This window comes from Telluria sp. ZB2R32, assembly GCF_059685715.1.
Genome location: NZ_JCASIG010000001.1, coordinates 739,048 through 756,044 on the forward strand (window position 1 = coordinate 739,048; position 16,997 = coordinate 756,044).

Genomic DNA, 16,997 nt, shown 5'->3' on the forward strand with positions numbered 1-16,997 from the left:
GTGTGAAAAATAAATCCACAGGTCCCCGCCATGAGACGCCCGTCCGCCACGCTGCCCGCCCTCGCCGTACTTTCGCTCCTCCTGGCCGCCTGCGGCACGCCGGTGGACACGGCGCAGCCGGTGGCGGTGGCGCCGGCCGCACCGCCGGCACCGCCGGCACCGCCCCCGCCGCCGGCAGCCGCGCCGGTAACGTCGGAATGGGTGGCGGTGACCGGTTCGTCCATCAACCAGCGGGCCCACCCCTCCGTGCGGCCCTCGCCCTCCATGACCTGGGGCGGGCCGTACATCGGACAGCTACCGGGCGCCGACAAATTCCCCGACGCGCAGGCCAACAAGGCAATCCTGGTCGCCGAGCAGCCCGTCTCCACCTTCAGCAGCGACGTCGATACGGCCTCCTACGCCTTCGTCCGGCGCCAGCTCAATGCCGGGCGCATGCCGCCGGCGGCTGCGGTACGGGTCGAGGAAATGGTGAATTACTTCCCCTACGCCTATCCGCGGCCGGCGACGCGCACGCAGCCGTTCGCGCTGACCACCGAGGTGATGCCGAGCCCATGGCAGCGCGAGAACCAGTTGCTGCACATCGCCGTGCGCGGCTATGACCTGCAGGCGGCCGCGCGGCCGCCGCTGAACGTGGTGCTGCTGGTCGACGTCTCCGGGTCGATGGGGCCGCCGGACCGCCTGCCGCTGCTGAAACAGGGCTTCCGCCTGCTCGCCGACGGCCTGCGCCCGCAAGATCGGGTCGCGATCGTCACCTATGCCAGCGGTACCGCAGTGGCGCTGGAACCGACCACCGGCCAGGACAAGGGCAAGATCATCGCCGCCATCGACGCCCTCGGTGCCGGCGGATCGACGGCCGGCAGCGAAGGCCTGCAGCGCGCCTACGCGCTGGCCGAGCGCCACTTCGACAAGGGCGCCGTCAACCGGGTCGTCCTCGCCACCGACGGCGACTTCAACGTCGGCATCACCGATCCGCGCGAACTCGAGAAGTTCGTGGCCGGCAAGCGCAAGAGCGGCGTCTACCTGTCGATCCTCGGGGTCGGCAGCGGCAACCTGAACGACGCGCTGATCCAGCGCCTGACGCAATCGGGCAACGGCAACGCCGCCTACATCGATTCGCTGCTGGAAGCGCGCAAAGCCTTGGGCGAAGAACTCGGCTCGACCATGTTCCCGATCGCGAACGACGTCAAGATGCAGGTCGAATTCAATCCCGCGCGCGTCGCCGCCTACCGCCTGATCGGCTACGAAACGCGCATGCTGGCGCGCCAGGATTTCAAAGACGACAAGGTCGACGCCGGCGACATGGGCGCCGGCCACACGGTGACCGCGATCTACGAGATCACACCCGCCAGTGCTGCCGGCACGCTGGTCGATCCGCTGCGCTATGGCGACGGCAAGCGGCCGGCGCCTGCCCCTTCATTTGCGTCGAAGAGCGACGAACTGTGTTTCGTGCGGGTGCGCTACAAGCTGCCGGGCGAATCGAGCAGCCGCCTGGCCGAGCAGCCGGTACGTGCGGCCTCGGCGCGCAGCGCGCTGGCGGCGGCCCCGCCCGACCAGCGCTTTGCGGTGGCGGTGGCCGCCTTCGGCCAGCGCCTGCGCGGCGAGCCGCAGGTGGCGGACTACAGCTATGCCGACATCGCCGACCTCGCCAACGGCGCACGCGGCGCCGACACGGAAGGCTACCGCGCCGAATTCGTCAGGCTGGTGCGGCTGACCGAATCGCTGGGCAAGGCGGGACAGACCGGGCAGCCGTAACGGGAATGACCGTAACGTGGGCAGCAGGACGTAGGGTGGGCATGCCACCGATGCATCCGTCGATCAGCGCCGGCGTTGATCGACAGGCACAGGACGTATCACAAATCGGCGTGCATGCCCGCCCTACACGGACAACAGATCGAACAAGGTCAGCGCCACCACCTTGGTCGCCCGCCGCAAATCCTCCAGCGCCAGCTTCTCGTCCGCCTTTTTCGCATTCGATTCCGGCACGGTGCGCGGGCCGGCGCCGTACATCACGGCCGGAATGCCGCGCTCGCCGTACAGGCGCGCGTCCGCATACAGCGGCGTGCCGACGGCGGGAATCGCTTCGCCGAACACGGCCTGCGCATTGCGCTGCAGGCTGGCCACGAGCGCGTCGGCGCCCGGCAGCGGGCGCAGCGCCTGCGACAACAGCAGGCGCCGGATCTCGAGCCGGATGCCGGGCAGCCCGGCCACCGCGTTCTCGATGAGCGCGCGCACGCCCGCTTCCACCGCGACCGGATCTTCCTCGGGAATCATGCGCCGGTCCATCTTGAGCACCACCTTGCCCGGCACGACATTCGTGTTGGTGCCGCCGTCGATGCGCCCGACCAGCATGGTCGGCGAGTCGATGCCGGGCACGCCCGATTTAATTTTTCTTAACTCCGGCAGCTGATCGTAAATTGCGTTCAGGATGCGTGTGGCTGCCTGTAGCGCATCGTGTGCGGTCTCGGGCATCGCGCCGTGGCCGGCCTTGCCGTGCACCGTCACTTCCAGCTGCAGGCAGGCGTTGTGGGCGGTGACGACCTGGTAGCCGAAGCCGGCCGCGATCACCAAATCTGGCTGCGTCAGCCGCTGTTCGAGCAGCCAGCCTGGGCCGAGCAAGCCGCCGAATTCCTCGTCATACGTAAAATGCAGTTCGACCCCGCCCTGCAGCGGCGCGCCCAATGCTTCGAGCGCGCGCACGGCGAAGATGTAGGTGGCGAAGTCGCTCTTAGAAACGGCCGCGGCGCGCCCGTACAGGAAGCCATCCTCGATCTCGGCGCCGTAGGGCGGGTGACTCCAGCCCTCGCCCGGCGGCACCACGTCGCCGTGGGCATTCAGGGCGATGGTCGGGCCGCCGTCGCCGTAGGGACGGCGCACGATCAGGTTGGTGATGCTTTCCATGCCGTAGTTGCGCACGTCCTGCGCCGGCACGGTATGGCGCTCGGCCTGCCAGCCGAACTGGGACACCATGTCCGCCACAGCGTCGGCATGGGGTGCGTTGTTGCCGGGCGGAGTATCGGTCGGGATGCGCACCACCGATTGCAGGAATGCGACCTGTTCGTCGAAGTGGGCGTCGATCCAGTCGAGCAGCTGCTGTCTTGTGTCCATGGACTATTTTCCTGCTTATTTTCCAGTTCTTGCGCCGGCTTCGAACCAGGCGCCGACCTGCGCCCGTTCGGCATCGGTCATGTGGGTGAGGTTCGCCAGCGGCATCGCCTTGAGTTGCACGGTCTGCTGGTAGATGCGCGCCGCGTGCTGGGCCACCAGTTCGGGCGAATCGAGCATCACGCCGGCCGGCGCGGCGGCGAAGCCCGGCTGGGTCGGGGTGGCGGCGTGGCAGCTGACGCAGCGCTGGTCGACGATGGTTTTGACTTGCGTGAACTGGGCGGCGACATCGACGCCCGGCTGCTGCGCCAGCGGCGCGCGCGGCGCGATCAGCACGGCGAGTACGGCCAGCAACGCGACGCCGGCGGCCGGATACTTCCACGCGATGCGGCCCTTGTGGCGCAGGTTGAAGAAGTGGCGGATCAACACGCCGGCCGCCATAATCACGGCCAGCACCGCCCAGGCGTGTTCGTGGCGGTAGGTCATCGCATAGTGGTTGCTGATCATGAGGAACAGCACCGGCAACGTAAAATAATTGTTGTGGACCGAGCGCTGCTTGGCGCGGATGCCGTAGACGGGATCGGGCTTCTGGCCAGCCATCATCGCGTTCACCATCTTGCGCTGGCCGGGAATGATCACGTGGGCGACGTTGGCCACCATGATGGTGCCGATCATGGCGCCGACGTGCAGGTAGGCCGCGCGTCCGCTCAGCAGGTGCGTGAGCACATAGCTGGCGCCCACCAGGAACACGAAAATGACGGCGCCAAAGGCCAGGTCATGCTTGCCCAGCGGGGATTTGCACAGCAGGTCGTAGACCAGCCAGCCGACCACCAGGCTGCCCAGGCCGATGCCGACCGCCTGCCAGCTCGACAGGTCGGCCACGCTGCGGTCGACCATCATCGCCTGCGCATTCAGGTAGTACACGATGAACAGCAGCGCAAAGCCGGACAGCCAGGTCGAATACGCTTCCCACTTGAACCAGTGCAGCTCCTTGGGCAGTTCGGCCGGGGCGACGAGATACTTCTGCGGATTGTAGAAGCCGCCGCCATGCACGGCCCAGAGTTCGCCGGCGACGCCTTTTTGCGCCAGGTCGGAGCCCGGTGCCGGCGGCCGGATGGTGTTGTCGAGCCAGACGAAATAGAAGGAAGCGCCGATCCAGGCGATGCCGGTGATGATGTGCAGCCAGCGCACGAGCAGGTTGAGCCATTCGAGGCCATAGGGGCCGAGGTGTCCGAACACGTCCATGCGCAGTCCTTAACAATATTTCATTGACGATAAACCGATTTCTTTTTGCACAACATGAAAGGTGGCGTATATTCGACATACCCGATTTCGTATACAACAGGCCAACGCCCATGTCCGCCCTGCCCCAGCACCTGGATATCCACCTGATCCGTATCCTCTACCTGCTGCTGGTCGAGAAAAACGTCTCGCGCGTCGCCCTCAAACTGAACCAGCCGCAGCCCTCGATCTCGGCCTCGCTGCGCAAGCTGCGCGAACTGACCGGCGACCCGCTGCTGGTACGCGGCGCGCGCGGCATGGTGCCGACCCAGCATGGCGAAAGCCTGTTGAAGCCGGCCAAACGCATCCTCGACGAAACCGAAAGCCTGTTCGTCAAGAAGTCCGCCTTCGTGCCGGAAGAAGCAGCGCGCACTTTTCACATTGCCGCCCCCGATTACCTCGACACCCAGTTCCTGCCGAACGTCGTCGCGGCGGTGCGGCGCGGCTCGCCCAACAGCCGGGTGGCGATCCATGGCATGGGCGCCGGCGCCGACTACCTGCGCATGCTGTCCGACGGCGAGATGGACCTGGTGATCGCCAACTGGGACGAGCCGCCGGCGCACCTGCACATTTCGAAACTGTTCGAAGACCCGATCGTCTGCACCATGCGCGCCGACAGCCCGTATGCGCGACGCACGGCGGCCGACGCGATGACCATCGAAGACTACCTCAGTTTGCCGCACGTGGCGCCGTCGCAGACGCTGCCGGGCTACCACGGCGTGATCGACTCCTTCCTCGCACGCCAGGGCATGCACAGGAAAATCGCGGTCGAATCGCCCTATTTCGGCTTGATCCCCTACATGCTGACCCAGACCGACCTGGTGCTGACTACCGGCCGCCAGTTCATGCGTTCCTATGAAAAGACGCTGCCGCTGAAGACGTTTACGATGCCGCTGAAATTCCCGCCGATGCGCTTTTACCAGCTGTGGCACCAGCGCGTGCACCAGTCGTCGGAACACAAGTGGCTGCGCGACCTGGTGGGCCAGGCGGCGCGGGCGCTGGTGTCGAAGTAGGCGCGATTGAGCACTATATGCAGCGCCTTATGACTGAAGCACACGGAGGATTTATCATCGACCGCTTGACCACCCGAGGCCAACCATGACCACGCTTGCAAGCCTGAACACGATGGACGATGCCGGCTTTGTCGCGGCGCTGAACGGCATCTACGAACACTCGCCCTGGATCGCCGCCCACGCCGCCCGCATGCGTCCGTTAGTTACGATTTATGCGTTGAAACGTGCCTTGCAGGAAGTCGTCGACGCCGCCAGCGCCGATGAACGACTGGCGCTGCTGCGCGCCCACCCGGAACTGGCGGGCAAGGCGGCGATCGCCGGCGAACTGACGCAGGAATCCACCAGCGAACAGGCGGCATCCGGCCTGAACCTGTGCAGCGCCGACGAATACGCGCGCCTGCACCGGTTGAACCGCGACTACAACGACAAGTTCGGCTTTCCCTTCATCCTCGCGGTCAAGGGTCCGACCGGGCGCGGCCTGACGCGCACCGCCATCATCGACACCTTTGCCCGGCGCCTGAAGAACACGCGCGCCGACGAGCTGGCCGAAGCGCTGCGCCAGGTGCACCGCATCGCCGAGATCCGCCTGAACGCCCTGCTCGGCGTGCGGCCCGAACTGGGCGAACGCATCATGGACTGGTGCGAAACCATCGGCGCCTGGAGCGACGCCGACACTGGCCTCACCTGCGCCTACCTGACGCCGGCGCACCGCCGGACGGCTGCGCAGCTCGCCGCCTGGATGCGCGAGGCGGGCATGGACGCGCACGTCGATGCGGTCGGCAACGTGGTCGGCCGCTACGCATCGCACGACCCGCAGGCCAGGACGCTGATGACGGGCTCGCACTACGACACCGTGCGCAACGGCGGCAAGTACGACGGCCGACTCGGCATCCTGCTGCCGATCGCCATCGTCGCCCACCTGCACGCGCGCGGCGAGCGCCTGCCCTTCCACCTGGACGTGATCGGCTTCGCCGAAGAAGAAGGCGTGCGCTTTCGCAGCACCTTCCTCGGCAGCAGCGCGCTCACCGGACAGTTCGACCCGGCGCTGCTGGACGCCGTCGATGCCGAGGGCATCGCGCTGCGCGAGGCGATCCGCACCGCCGGCCAGGACCCGGACGCGATCGGCGCCATCGCGCGTAACGCTGACGACCTGCTCGGCTTCGTCGAAGTCCACATCGAACAGGGACCGGTGCTGCTCGAGCGCGGCCTGCCCGTCGGCGTGGTGACGGCGATTGCCGGCAGCTCGCGCTACCTGGTCGAACTGAGCGGCGTGGCCAGCCATGCCGGCACCACGCCGATGGGCATGCGCCGCGACGCCGCCGCGGCCGCCGCCGAGATCGTGCTGCTGGTGGAAGCGCGTTGCAGCGGCACGCCGGCACTGGTCGGCACCGTCGGCCAGCTCGAGGTGCCGGCCGGTTCGGTGAACGTGATCCCCGGCGCCTGCCGCCTGTCGCTCGACATCCGCGCAGCAAGCGACCCCGTGCGCCTGGCGGCCGTGGACGACATCCTGGCCGGCATTCGCGCCATCTGCGCCCGGCGCGGGATCGAGGAAAAGCTGTGGAAGATCGTCGAGGCCGATGCCGCACCGTGTGCGCCGCGCCTGATGGACATGCTGGGCGCCGCCGTCGAACGCCAGGGCTTGCCGCGCTTCGACCTGCTCTCCGGCGCCGGCCACGACGCCATGCAGATGGCGCAGCTGACCGAAGTCGCCATGCTGTTCACGCGCTGCGGCAATGGCGGCATCAGCCACAATCCGCTGGAGACGATGACGGCGGACGATGCCGAGGTGGCGGCGCAGGTGCTGCTCGATTTCCTGCGCCGGTTCGGGACTTAAAGGCGGGCGGTGCCGGGCAGCTTGCCGCCCACCGTGAGTGCAATGGACAGGCCGATGGAGACGAGCAGGAATAACCCGCCCAGGCGCGCGCCGGCCAGGAACAGGCAAATGAACCAGAACGCCAACGCCCATACGACGCAGCATGCGATCAGTTTGAAAGGATTGCGCGGCGCGGCGGTGGCGGCGCTGGCCGCGCGCGGTGCGCCGCACACCGGACAGGCCGGGCTGCCATGCCCGGCGCCGCTGGCACAGCCCGGGCAGTGGATCATTTCCATGGTCGCTCCTCCATCGTTGAGGCACATGCGCGAGGCCGTGATTGCTGTCACCTTCAGCTTAAAGACATCGATGCCGCTGTCAAGGAACACACATGATCGCATTGCGGCCGGCGCACACCGGTGAACTTGCCCTCCTCTGGAATTTGCGCACGCGCGCGGTGGCCGCCGCCTGCGCTGCGCATTACAGCTCGGACGTACTGGCGGCCTGGCTGGCCGCGCCGGCGCCCGATTCCCTGCAGCGTTTGCTGGCGCAAGGCGGCGGCCTGGTCGCCGAGGAAGCGGGACAGATGCTCGGCTACGCCGTGCTGGATGCTGCCGCCGGCGAAGTGGACGCGGTGTTCGTCGAACCGGCGCAGCATGGGCGCGGGATCGGGGCGCTGCTGCTGGGCGCCGTCGAGGATGCGGCGCGTGCCGCGGGCCGCGATCGGTTGTTCCTGTCGGCGTCGCTCAATGCGGTGCCGTTTTACCGGCGCGCAGGCTTCGTGGCCGTGCGCGAGGAGATGTATCCACATCGGTCGGGTGTCGAGATCCCATCGGTGTTCATGGAGAAATGGCTCGGCTGATACTACTGCCAACAGTGGCGAACCGTAGGGTGGACCGGGCGGCGAACCGCTCCCGAGTCCACGCGTCTGCAACGCCTGCTATTAGACGACACCTTTATGTTCGAACCGGTAGCTTCACGCAGAGCAGTAGATATGCACGTGCCGTAACGCGTGGACTCAGGAGTCCACCCTACGAGGTTGTGAAAAAGTCGCCATGGCTGCGTTGCCTCGTCTCGCCGTACACTCGTACTGTCTTCGACTCGGCGCCAGGCGGCCGTATCCCTTGCCCTGACGATTTTTTCACAACCTCTACGATGCTGCCAACAGTTGCGCACCGTACGTGTTATGTTGCCCGCCGCGCCAGCACCAGCGCGATCCCGCCGAGGATCGCCACCGAGGCCAGCACCAGCCGCAGCGTCACCGCCTCCCCCAGCACCAGCACCGCCCCGAACGCCGTGATCACCGGCACCGACAACTGCACCGTTGCCGCCCGCATCGCCGTCAAGGCGCGCAGCGCGCTGTACCAGAGCGCGTAGCCAACGCCCGAGGTGACGGCGCCCGAGACGACCGCCAGCACGATGCCCATCCTGTCGGCATGCGCCACGCCGGCAAACGGCAGCCACAGCACCAGCGCCAGCGGCGCCGCGCGCAGGAAATTGCCGGCGGTGGCGCGCAGCGGGTCGGCGGAGCCGCGCCCGCGCAGCGAATACACGCCCCAGGCAGCGCCGGCCAGCGCCATCGACGCCGCACCCGGCAAGGGCGGCGCGCTCACGCCCGGCAGCATCAGGTAGACCAGGCCCGCCGCCGCCAGCGCCAGGCCGCACCAGGCCGGCGCCGTAAAACGCTCACCGCCGCGCAGCGCCCAGCCGAACATGGTCAACTGGACGGCGCCGAACAGGATCAGCGCGCCGGTCCCCGCCGCCAGGCCGACGTAGGCGAACGAAAAGAAGGCGACATACGCGAACAGCACTGCCGCCGAGATCCAGTCACCGCCGGTGCCTGTGCCGGGTCCGCTTTGGCTGCCGACATGGAGGCGCACGATCAGTGCCAGCGCCAATGCCCCGGAAACGATGCGGATGGCGCCGAAGCTGGCCGGATCGATGCCGCCGCCGGCCAGCGCCAGCCGGCACAGTAGCGAATTGGCGGCAAAGGCAAGCATCGACGCCGCGGTCAGGGCCAGCGTTGTCCAGTGCGGCGGTGCAGCGGCGCGGTCGCGCATGGCATCCCTCCGGCAAGGTGGACGTTCAGTGTAAACCCTGGATCAGCGCCGGCGACGTGTTACTCGACTTCGGGCGGCGGCGCGCGCCTGGCGCCCGTACGGCTCTTGAGCCAGTCGCGTCCGCCCGCGTTCAGGGCGCGCGCCACCACCGCCGGCGGTAGGCTGTACACGGTGGCCCAGGTGGCGCGGCCATCGGCGCCGTTGGACGGGAAACTGGTGGTCTCGATCGGCCAGTTGTACTTGCGCTTCAGGGTACGCACGATGGCGGCCAGCGTGACGCGGCCGCGCAGCGGCTCGGCGCCGGTCTGGTCCTGGTCGGACAGCAGCACGGCCAGCACGGCGCCACGCGCCGTCTGCGGACCGGGAAAGGTAGGGGTTTTGCTCGGCATGGGGGATTGTAGCCGCGTTTTCACACGGCTAGTGCACGCCGGCATGCCGCCCTCCGCAGTCCGGGCCCTCAGGCTGCCAGTCCCGCGTCCGCTTCGTTCCCGGCCAATGCCGCCTGCTCCGGTACGCCGGCGCGATGCAGCATCGCGTGCAGCAGCACGTTGCAGCCCGCTTCCAGATGCGCCGGCTGCGCATCCTCGATCTCGTTATGGCTGATGCCATCCTTGCAGGGCACGAAAATCATGCCCGAGGGCGCCACCCGCGCCGTATAGATCGCATCATGGCCGGCGCCCGAGACCACGTCCATCGTCGAATAGCCGAGCTTGTCGGTGGCGGCGCGCACGGCCTCGACGCAATCGGGGTGGAAGGGGCATGGTGGGTAATACGAAACGCGTTCGATCTCGATACCGAGTCCCGTCTCCGCGCGTGTCCTTGCGACAAAGGCGAGCATCTCTTCGTGCATGGTGTTCAAGAGTTCGTCGTTCACGTTGCGCAGGTCGATGCTGAATTTCACCTGGCCGGGAATCACGTTGCGGCTGTTGGGGAATACCTGCACCATGCCGACTGTGCCACGCCCGTAAGGTGGATAGCGATGCGCGATCGCCACCACCTCCTGCATGATGGTGGTGGCTACCTGCAGTGCGTCGCGGCGCAAGCCCATCGGGGTTGGGCCGGCGTGCGCTTCCATGCCGCTGACCGTGCAGTCGTACCAGGACAAGCCCATTACGGCCGGCACCACGCCGATCACCTTGTCGGCGTCTTCCAGCACCGGCCCCTGCTCGATGTGCGCTTCGAAATAGGCGCCGATCGGGTGCCGGCCAGGCTCTTCCTCGCCGAGGTAGCCGATGCGTTCCAGTTCTTCGCGCACCGTCTTGCCGTCGACGTCCTTCGCGGCGTAGGCGGACTCGAGGCTGAACGCGCCGCAGAAAACGCCGGAACCCATCATCACCGGCACGAATCGCGAACCCTCTTCGTTGGTCCAGAATGCGACCTCGATGGGGGCGTTGGTGACGATGCCATGGTCGTTCAGCGTGCGCACCACCTCGATGCCGGCCAGCACGCCGTAATTGCCGTCGAACTTGCCGCCGGTCGGCTGGGTGTCGACGTGGCTGCCGGTGACGATCGGCGGCAGGTTGTCGTTGCGGCCGGGGCGGCGCATGAAGACGTTGCCGATCTTGTCGACCGTGACCGACATGCCGGCTTCCCTGGCCCAGCCGACGACGAGGTCGCGGCCCTGGCGGTCGAGGTCGGTCAGGGTGAGGCGCTTGACGCCGCCTTTCGGGGTGGCGCCGATTTGCGCCAGTTCCATCAGGGAGTTCCACAGGCGTTGGCCGTTGATGCGCAGGGTGTCGGGCATTTGATTCTCCAGATAGTGACCGATCCGCGGTGGACGTGCGCCATCGAGCGGTACGGCGTGCGAGCGTGCGTTGAACTCCAAATAGCGGTGCTGAATCGCGGTGTGATATGCGGGCGTGCGTTGAACGCGTGGGCGGGAGGACCCGCCCACCTTACGGGTCTAGGCTTGGGTCGGGGCGAACGCTGGCCGGTCGATGTGTCGGCCGGCGCCCTCTTCGGCGCGCAGGTCGCCGCGCTCGAAGACGAGCTTGCCGGCAGCGACGGTGTGGGTCGGGATGCCGCGCACGGTGCGGCCTTCGAAGACGTTGAAGCCGCCTTTCGCGAACTGGGTTTTACTGGAAATCGTGCGGCTGCCGTGCGGGTCCCAGACGACGATGTCGGCATCGGCGCCAACCGCGATTACGCCCTTGCGCGGGTACATATTGAAAATTTGTGCGGCGTTGGTCGAGGTGACGCGCACGAATTCCGATGGCGTCAGGGTGCCGGAATTCACGCCCGCATCCCAGACCACCGCCATGCGCTCTTCGACGCCGCCGCAGCCGTTCGGGATGCGTGTGAAGTTGCCGGCGCCGACCGCTTTTTGCTCGGCGCAGAAGGTGCAATGGTCGGTCGCCGTCGTATGCAGGTTGCCGCCGCGCAGGCCCTGCCACAGCGCCGCCTGGTGATGCTTGCCGCGAAACGGCGGGCTCATCACGTGGCCGCGGGCAAAGTCTTCGTCTTCGCTGGCGTACACGCTGTCGTCGATGACCAGGTGCCCGGCCAGCGCTTCGCCGTAGACGCGCTGGCCCCTGGCGCGGGCACGGGAAATGGCCTCCAGCGACTCGGCGCAGGATACGTGCACGATGTACACCGGCGTGCCGAGCACGTTGGCGATTGCGATCGCGCGGTTCGCCGCCTCGGCCTCGACTTCGGGCGGGCGCGACAGCGGGTGCGCCTTCGCGCCGGTGATGCCGCGTGCCAGCAGTTCCTGCTGCAACTGGAAGACCAGTTCGCCGTTCTCGGCGTGCACGGTCGGGATCGCGCCCAGTTCCAGCGCGCGCCTGAAACTCTTCACGAGCGTTTCGTCGTCGGCCATGATCGCGTTTTTGTACGCCATGAAGTGCTTGAAACTGTTGACGCCATGCTCGCGCACCAGCGTGCCCATGTCGGCATGCACCGAGTCGTCCCACCAGGTCACGGCCACGTGGAAGGTATAGTCGCCAGCCGCTTTCCGCGCCCAGCCGCGCCAGTTACGCCAGGCTTCCATCAGCGGCTGCTTGGGGTCGGGAATCACGAAATCCATGATCGTCGTGGTGCCGCCGGCCAGCCCCGCCGCGGTGCCGGTAAAGAAATCGTCGGCGGTGACAGTGCCCATGAAGGGCAGCTGCATGTGCGTGTGGGTGTCGATCCCGCCCGGCATCACGTACTGGCCGCCCGCGTCGATCACGGTGGCGTTCGCGGGCGCGTCGATGCTCTCGCCGACGGCGACGATCTTGTCGCCGAAACAGAGCACGTCGCCGCGAAAGGCGCGGTCGGCGTTCACGATGGTACCGCCACGGATGATCGTCGTCATGGACACTCCATTGTCAGGTTGGGGAATTTGCTGCCGTGCGCACCGGCTGCGCCGTGCGGCCCTTCATCATCAGGCCATACACGATGGCGGCGATGACGACGCCGACGAACCAGGCATAGGTATAGATCGACTTGAACGCCTCGCTCACGTGCGGGAACGAAGCGGGCAAGGCCGCATTCAGGAAGCCAGGCAGGTTGGGCAGCACGCCCGCGGCAAAGGCGACGATCGCGGCGATGTTCCAGCCGCCGCGGTAGGTGTAGGCACCCTCGTCGCGGTACAGCTGGCCGACGTCGAGTTCGGTCTTGCGGATGAAGTAGTAGTCGATGATCATGATGCCGGCGATCGGCCCGAGCAGCGCCGAATAGCCGGTCAGCCAGATGAAGATGTAGTTCTGCGAAGACTCGAGGATTTTCCAGGGCATCATCGCCAGCGCGATGCCGGCCGTGATGTAGCCGCCGACGCGGTAGGAGATGCGCTGCGGCGACAGCGCCGAAAAATCGTAGGCCGGCCCGACCAGGTTGGCCGCCAGGTTGACGCTGGCGGTATCGATCAGCAAGATCAATAGCGCCACCAGCACCGCCACGCCCGTCATGCGGCTGGCGACGTCGACCGGGTCCCACAAGGCTTTGCCGTAGAGGACGATCGTGGCCGAGGTGACGGTGACGGCCAGCGCCGCCAGCAGCGCCATCGGCAGCGGCAGGCCGAGCGACTGGCCGACCACCTGGTCGCGCTGGGTCCTGGCGAAGCGGGTGAAGTCGGGGATGTTCAGCGCCAGCGTGGCCCAGTAGCCGATCATGGCGGTAAGCGAAGGCCAGAACACGGACCAGAACAGGCCCGCTTTCGATCCGCCTTCGACGAACTGCGAGGGCTGGCCGAGCAGCGGCCCGAAGCCGCCGACCTTGTCGTAGACCCACCAGAGCAGTACGAAGCAGATCGCGATCTTCAGCGGCGCGGTATAGGTTTCCAGCTTGCGGATCGATTCCATGCCGTGCACGACGAAATACATCTGGATCGCCCAGAAGGCCAGGAAGCAGGCCAGCTGGCCGCCGTTGATCCCCAGGCCCGGCAGGTTGTCGCCGCCGATCGGACTGCCCAGCAGCACGCCCAGCAGCGTATAGATCATGCTGCCGCCGAACCAGGTCTGGATGCCGTACCAGCCGCAGGCGACGATTGCGCGCATCAGCGCCGGCAGGCGCGCGCCGCGCGTGCCGAAGGAAGCGCGCGCCAGCACCGCGTAGGGAATGCCGTATTTGGTGCCGGCGTGGCCGATCAGGAGCATCGGCAGCAGCACGATCACGTTGGCGAGGAACACGGTCACCACGGCCTGCCAGGCCGACATTCCGCTTTCGATCAGGCTCGAGGCCAGCATGTAGGCCGGAATGCTGATCACCATGCCGACCCAGAGCGCGGCGAAGTGATACCAGCGCCAGGTGCGCTGGGCGGCGCTGGTCGGCGCCAGGTCGTGGTTCCAGAGTTCGTTGCTGACAGGGTGTTGCGTCACAGTAGGCTCTTTCAAACGGGTCTCTCCAAACAGGTTGCGGGTTCAACCCAGTGTAGCGCAAACATTTATGCAGGCGCGAGCGGCTAGCCGCCCGCGCCTGCCCCCGTTCAGGCCGGCTCAACCCAGGCCGGCTCAGTCGCTGCGACCGCTTCCGTCATGCCTGCCGGCGGCCGGATCTCCGCCCGCGGGTTGCGCGGATCCTGCGTCCAGTTCATGTACGGTTTATCCGTCTCCTGCGCCACCATGGCGATGCAAGCCACGACCGGACAAGTGATTTCGCACAGGTTGCAGCCGACGCATTCGCCCTCGATCACCTCGTAGCGGCGCGCGCCGTTTTCCAGCACCAGCTGCGCGATGGCCTGGTGCGAGGTATCTTCGCAGGCAACGAAACACTTGCCGCAGCCAATGCACTTGTCCTGGTCGATTTGGGCGATCACCTGGTAATTCATGTCCAGGTATTTCCAGTCGGTTGTGTTCGGCACGGCCTTGCGCGAAAAGGCGGCGATGTTGGCGTAGCCCTTCTCGTCCATCCAGCGCGACAAGCCATCCTTCATCTCTTCGACGATGCGGAAACCGTGCAGCATCGCCGCCGTGCAGACTTGCACCGAGCCGGCGCCGAGGGCGATAAATTCGGCCGCATCGCGCCAGTTGCCGATGCCGCCGATGCCGGAAATCGGCAAGCCGGCCGTGATCGGATCGCGCGCGATCTCGGCCACCATGTTCAGGGCGATCGGTTTTACGGCCGAGCCGCAATAGCCGCCGTGGGTGCTGGCATTCCCGACTGCCGGGAACGCGATCATGCGGTCGAGGTCGAGATGGGTGATCGAATTGACCGTGTTGATCAGCGAGACCGCATCGGCCCCGCCGGCCAGCGCCGCCCGTGCCGGCGCGCGCACGTCGGTGATGTTGGGCGTAAGTTTGACGATCACGGGCAGGCGCGTGTGCTTCTTGCACCAGCTGGTGACCATCTGCACGTATTCGGGCACCTGTCCCACGGCCGCGCCCATGCCGCGCTCGGGCATGCCGTGCGGGCAGCCGAAGTTCAGTTCGATACCGTCGGCGCCGGTCGCTTCCACCAGCGGCAAGATGGCCGCCCACAGCGCTTCCTCGCACGGCAGCATCAGCGAGACGACCATCGCGCGGTCGGGCCAGGCCTTTTTCACGGCCGTGATTTCGCGCAGGTTGATTTCCAGGCTGCGGTCGGTGATCAACTCGATGTTGTTGAAGCCGATGACTTCGCGGTTCTTGCCGTAATGGGCCGAGTAGCGCGACGATACGTTGACGGCCGGCGGATCTTCGCCCAGCGTCTTCCACACCACGCCGCCCCAGCCCGCTTCGAAGGCGCGCACCACGTTGTACGCCTTGTCGGTCGGCGGCGCCGAAGCCAGCCAGAACGGATTCGGGCTCTTGATGCCGCAAAAATCGATGCTCAGGTCGGCCATGCTGCCCCCGCTGCGATGTCGTCATGAATGGCCAGAGCGGCCAGTTTGCCGTGCTGGACCGCCTGCACCGTCAGGTCCTGGCCCAGCGCGACGCAGTCGCCGCCGGCGTAGATGCCGGGGACTTTGGTGCGCAGCGCGGCGTCGACGGCGATGCGCTCGCCATCGCGCCACAGGTCCTGAGCCAAGGCGTCGAGTTCCGGCGGCGGCGCCATCGCCTGGCCGATGGCCTTGAAGACGGCGTCGGCCGCGATCTCGATAAAGGCGCCGGTACGCGCCAGCCGTCCCTCGTCCATGCGCGTTTCCTCGAAGCGCATGCCGGCCACGCGGCCGCCCTCGTCGACCAGCACTTCCAGCGGCGAAGCCCAGGTCTTGATGCGCACGAAGTTGGTTTTGGCGATCTCGATCTCGTGGCCGGTGGCACTCATGGCGTCGAAGCCGCGCCGGTAGACCAGCGTCACTTCGTCGGCACCCAGACGTTTCAGTTGCACCGCCATGTCGATCGCCGTATTGCCGGCACCGATGACGATGGCGCGGCGCGGCACCGGCAGGGTCGAGAGATCGCTCGCCTGGCGCAGTGCGGCAATGTAGTCGGTGGCCGCCATCAGTCCCGGCGCCTCTTCGCCGGTGAGGCCGAGGCGGCGGCTGGCGCCCAGGCCGAGGCCGAGGAAGACGGCGTCGAAACGGGCGTGCAGGTCCTGCAGTTGCAGGTTGTCGCCCAGCGCCTGGCCGTACTGGATGTCGATGCCGCCGATCGACAGCAGGAAATCGACTTCCTGCTGGGCGAACTCGCCGGGCAGCTTGTATTTGGCGATGCCGTATTCGTTCAGGCCGCCGGCTTTCGGCTTCGCTTCGAACACGACGACGTCGTGGCCGAGCATGGCGAGGCGGTGCGCGCAGGACAGGCCGGCGGGACCGGCGCCGACCACGGCGATCGTCTTGCCGGTCGCGGGTGCGCGCGCGAACGGGTGGCCGGCGAAGCGGGCATTGTCGATCGCGTGGCGCTGCAGCAGGCCGATTTTCACCGGCTCGCGTTCGGCATAGTGGTTGCGCACGCAGGCATCCTCGCACAGGATCTCGGTCGGGCAAACGCGCGCGCAACTGCCGCCGAAAATGTTGGCCTTGAGGATGCCGATAGCAGCGCCGTTGATGTTCTGGTCGTGGATGTTGCGGATAAAGCTGGCGACGTCGATGCCGGTGGGACAGGCGCGCATGCAGGGAGCGTCGTAACAGTACAGGCAGCGGGCCGCCTCGATGGCCGCCTGGCGGGCTGTCAGGGGCGGCGCCAGGTCCGTGAATTGCGCCGCGAGCGCGCCGTGCGAATCGGCGGCCGCTGGCAGGTGCTGGAGAGTCTCGATCATGTGCATCCCTGTTTTATTGTTGGAGTGCTGGTGTTCGACTGCTTCATGCGGTGCTGCGGGTGCTGTTTTGCTCGTGCGGCTGATCTTGCGATAACTATCACCGCGTGGGCGGGAGACCCGCCCACCTTACGTTCC

14 protein-coding genes are annotated in these 16,997 nt (G+C 66.9%); 4 read left to right on the plus strand and 10 right to left on the minus strand.

Annotated elements, in window-relative coordinates:
* Window positions 1-30 precede the first annotated feature (30 nt).
* Window positions 31-1,752: a vWA domain-containing protein gene (locus AC56LG_RS03155; RefSeq protein ID WP_497164672.1), complete on the plus strand. Its 1,722-nt coding sequence runs from the start codon at window positions 31-33 to the stop codon at window positions 1,750-1,752.
* A 123-nt stretch (window positions 1,753-1,875) separates the two neighbouring features.
* On the opposite strand, the gene AC56LG_RS03160 is transcribed toward AC56LG_RS03155, so the two are convergent.
* Both AC56LG_RS03160 and AC56LG_RS03165 read right to left on the minus strand, forming a co-directional pair.
* The gene (locus tag AC56LG_RS03160) at window positions 1,876-3,105 is read right to left on the minus strand and encodes a M20/M25/M40 family metallo-hydrolase (protein WP_497164673.1); all 1,230 of its coding nucleotides are present in this window, start codon (window positions 3,103-3,105) and stop codon (window positions 1,876-1,878) included.
* Between the two features lie 15 nt (window positions 3,106-3,120).
* Entirely contained in the window at window positions 3,121-4,347 is a 1,227-nt protein-coding gene (locus tag AC56LG_RS03165) for a urate hydroxylase PuuD (protein WP_497164674.1), read from the minus strand.
* 110 nt (window positions 4,348-4,457) lie between these two features.
* Here AC56LG_RS03165 and AC56LG_RS03170 point away from each other — a divergent pair, with 110 nt between their 5' ends.
* Both AC56LG_RS03170 and AC56LG_RS03175 read left to right on the plus strand, forming a co-directional pair.
* Complete coding sequence (locus AC56LG_RS03170) at window positions 4,458-5,396, plus strand: LysR substrate-binding domain-containing protein (protein WP_497164675.1); 939 nt, start codon at window positions 4,458-4,460, stop codon at window positions 5,394-5,396.
* An 85-nt stretch (window positions 5,397-5,481) separates the two neighbouring features.
* A complete protein-coding gene (locus AC56LG_RS03175; protein WP_497164676.1) occupies window positions 5,482-7,230 on the plus strand; it encodes an allantoate amidohydrolase in 1,749 nt (582 codons plus the stop codon).
* On the opposite strand, the gene AC56LG_RS03180 is transcribed toward AC56LG_RS03175, so the two are convergent.
* Window positions 7,227-7,505 (minus strand): hypothetical protein, encoded by a 279-nt coding sequence (locus tag AC56LG_RS03180; RefSeq protein WP_497164677.1) that lies wholly within the window; start codon window positions 7,503-7,505, stop codon window positions 7,227-7,229. The genes AC56LG_RS03175 and AC56LG_RS03180 overlap by 4 nt on opposite strands.
* Before the next feature lie 92 nt (window positions 7,506-7,597).
* Between AC56LG_RS03180 and AC56LG_RS03185 the strand changes: the two genes are divergently transcribed.
* Entirely contained in the window at window positions 7,598-8,068 is a 471-nt protein-coding gene (locus AC56LG_RS03185) for a GNAT family N-acetyltransferase (protein ID WP_497164678.1), read from the plus strand.
* Window positions 8,069-8,390: 322 nt separating this feature from the next.
* On the opposite strand, the gene AC56LG_RS03190 is transcribed toward AC56LG_RS03185, so the two are convergent.
* The 7 genes from AC56LG_RS03190 to AC56LG_RS03220 all read right to left on the minus strand — a co-directional run bounded on the left by AC56LG_RS03190 (window position 8,391) and on the right by AC56LG_RS03220 (window position 16,862).
* Complete coding sequence (locus AC56LG_RS03190) at window positions 8,391-9,266, minus strand: DMT family transporter (RefSeq protein WP_497164679.1); 876 nt, start codon at window positions 9,264-9,266, stop codon at window positions 8,391-8,393.
* Between the two features lie 59 nt (window positions 9,267-9,325).
* Window positions 9,326-9,655, minus strand: a complete 330-nt coding sequence (locus AC56LG_RS03195; RefSeq protein WP_497164680.1) for a hypothetical protein — start codon at window positions 9,653-9,655, stop codon at window positions 9,326-9,328.
* A 68-nt stretch (window positions 9,656-9,723) separates the two neighbouring features.
* A complete protein-coding gene (locus tag AC56LG_RS03200) occupies window positions 9,724-11,010 on the minus strand; it encodes a Zn-dependent hydrolase (RefSeq protein ID WP_497164681.1) in 1,287 nt (428 codons plus the stop codon).
* Window positions 11,011-11,169: 159 nt separating this feature from the next.
* Window positions 11,170-12,561, minus strand: a complete 1,392-nt coding sequence (hydA, locus tag AC56LG_RS03205; protein WP_497164682.1) for a dihydropyrimidinase — start codon at window positions 12,559-12,561, stop codon at window positions 11,170-11,172.
* Window positions 12,562-12,574: 13 nt separating this feature from the next.
* Window positions 12,575-14,062: an NCS1 family nucleobase:cation symporter-1 gene (locus tag AC56LG_RS03210; protein ID WP_497164683.1), complete on the minus strand. Its 1,488-nt coding sequence runs from the start codon at window positions 14,060-14,062 to the stop codon at window positions 12,575-12,577.
* Between the two features lie 107 nt (window positions 14,063-14,169).
* On the minus strand, window positions 14,170-15,504 hold the full coding sequence (gene preA / locus AC56LG_RS03215) for an NAD-dependent dihydropyrimidine dehydrogenase subunit PreA (protein WP_497164684.1): 1,335 nt from the start codon (window positions 15,502-15,504) through the stop codon (window positions 14,170-14,172).
* On the minus strand, window positions 15,492-16,862 hold the full coding sequence (locus AC56LG_RS03220; RefSeq protein ID WP_497164685.1) for an NAD(P)-dependent oxidoreductase: 1,371 nt from the start codon (window positions 16,860-16,862) through the stop codon (window positions 15,492-15,494). The genes preA and AC56LG_RS03220 overlap by 13 nt, the downstream gene beginning before the upstream one ends.
* Window positions 16,863-16,997 lie beyond the last annotated feature (135 nt).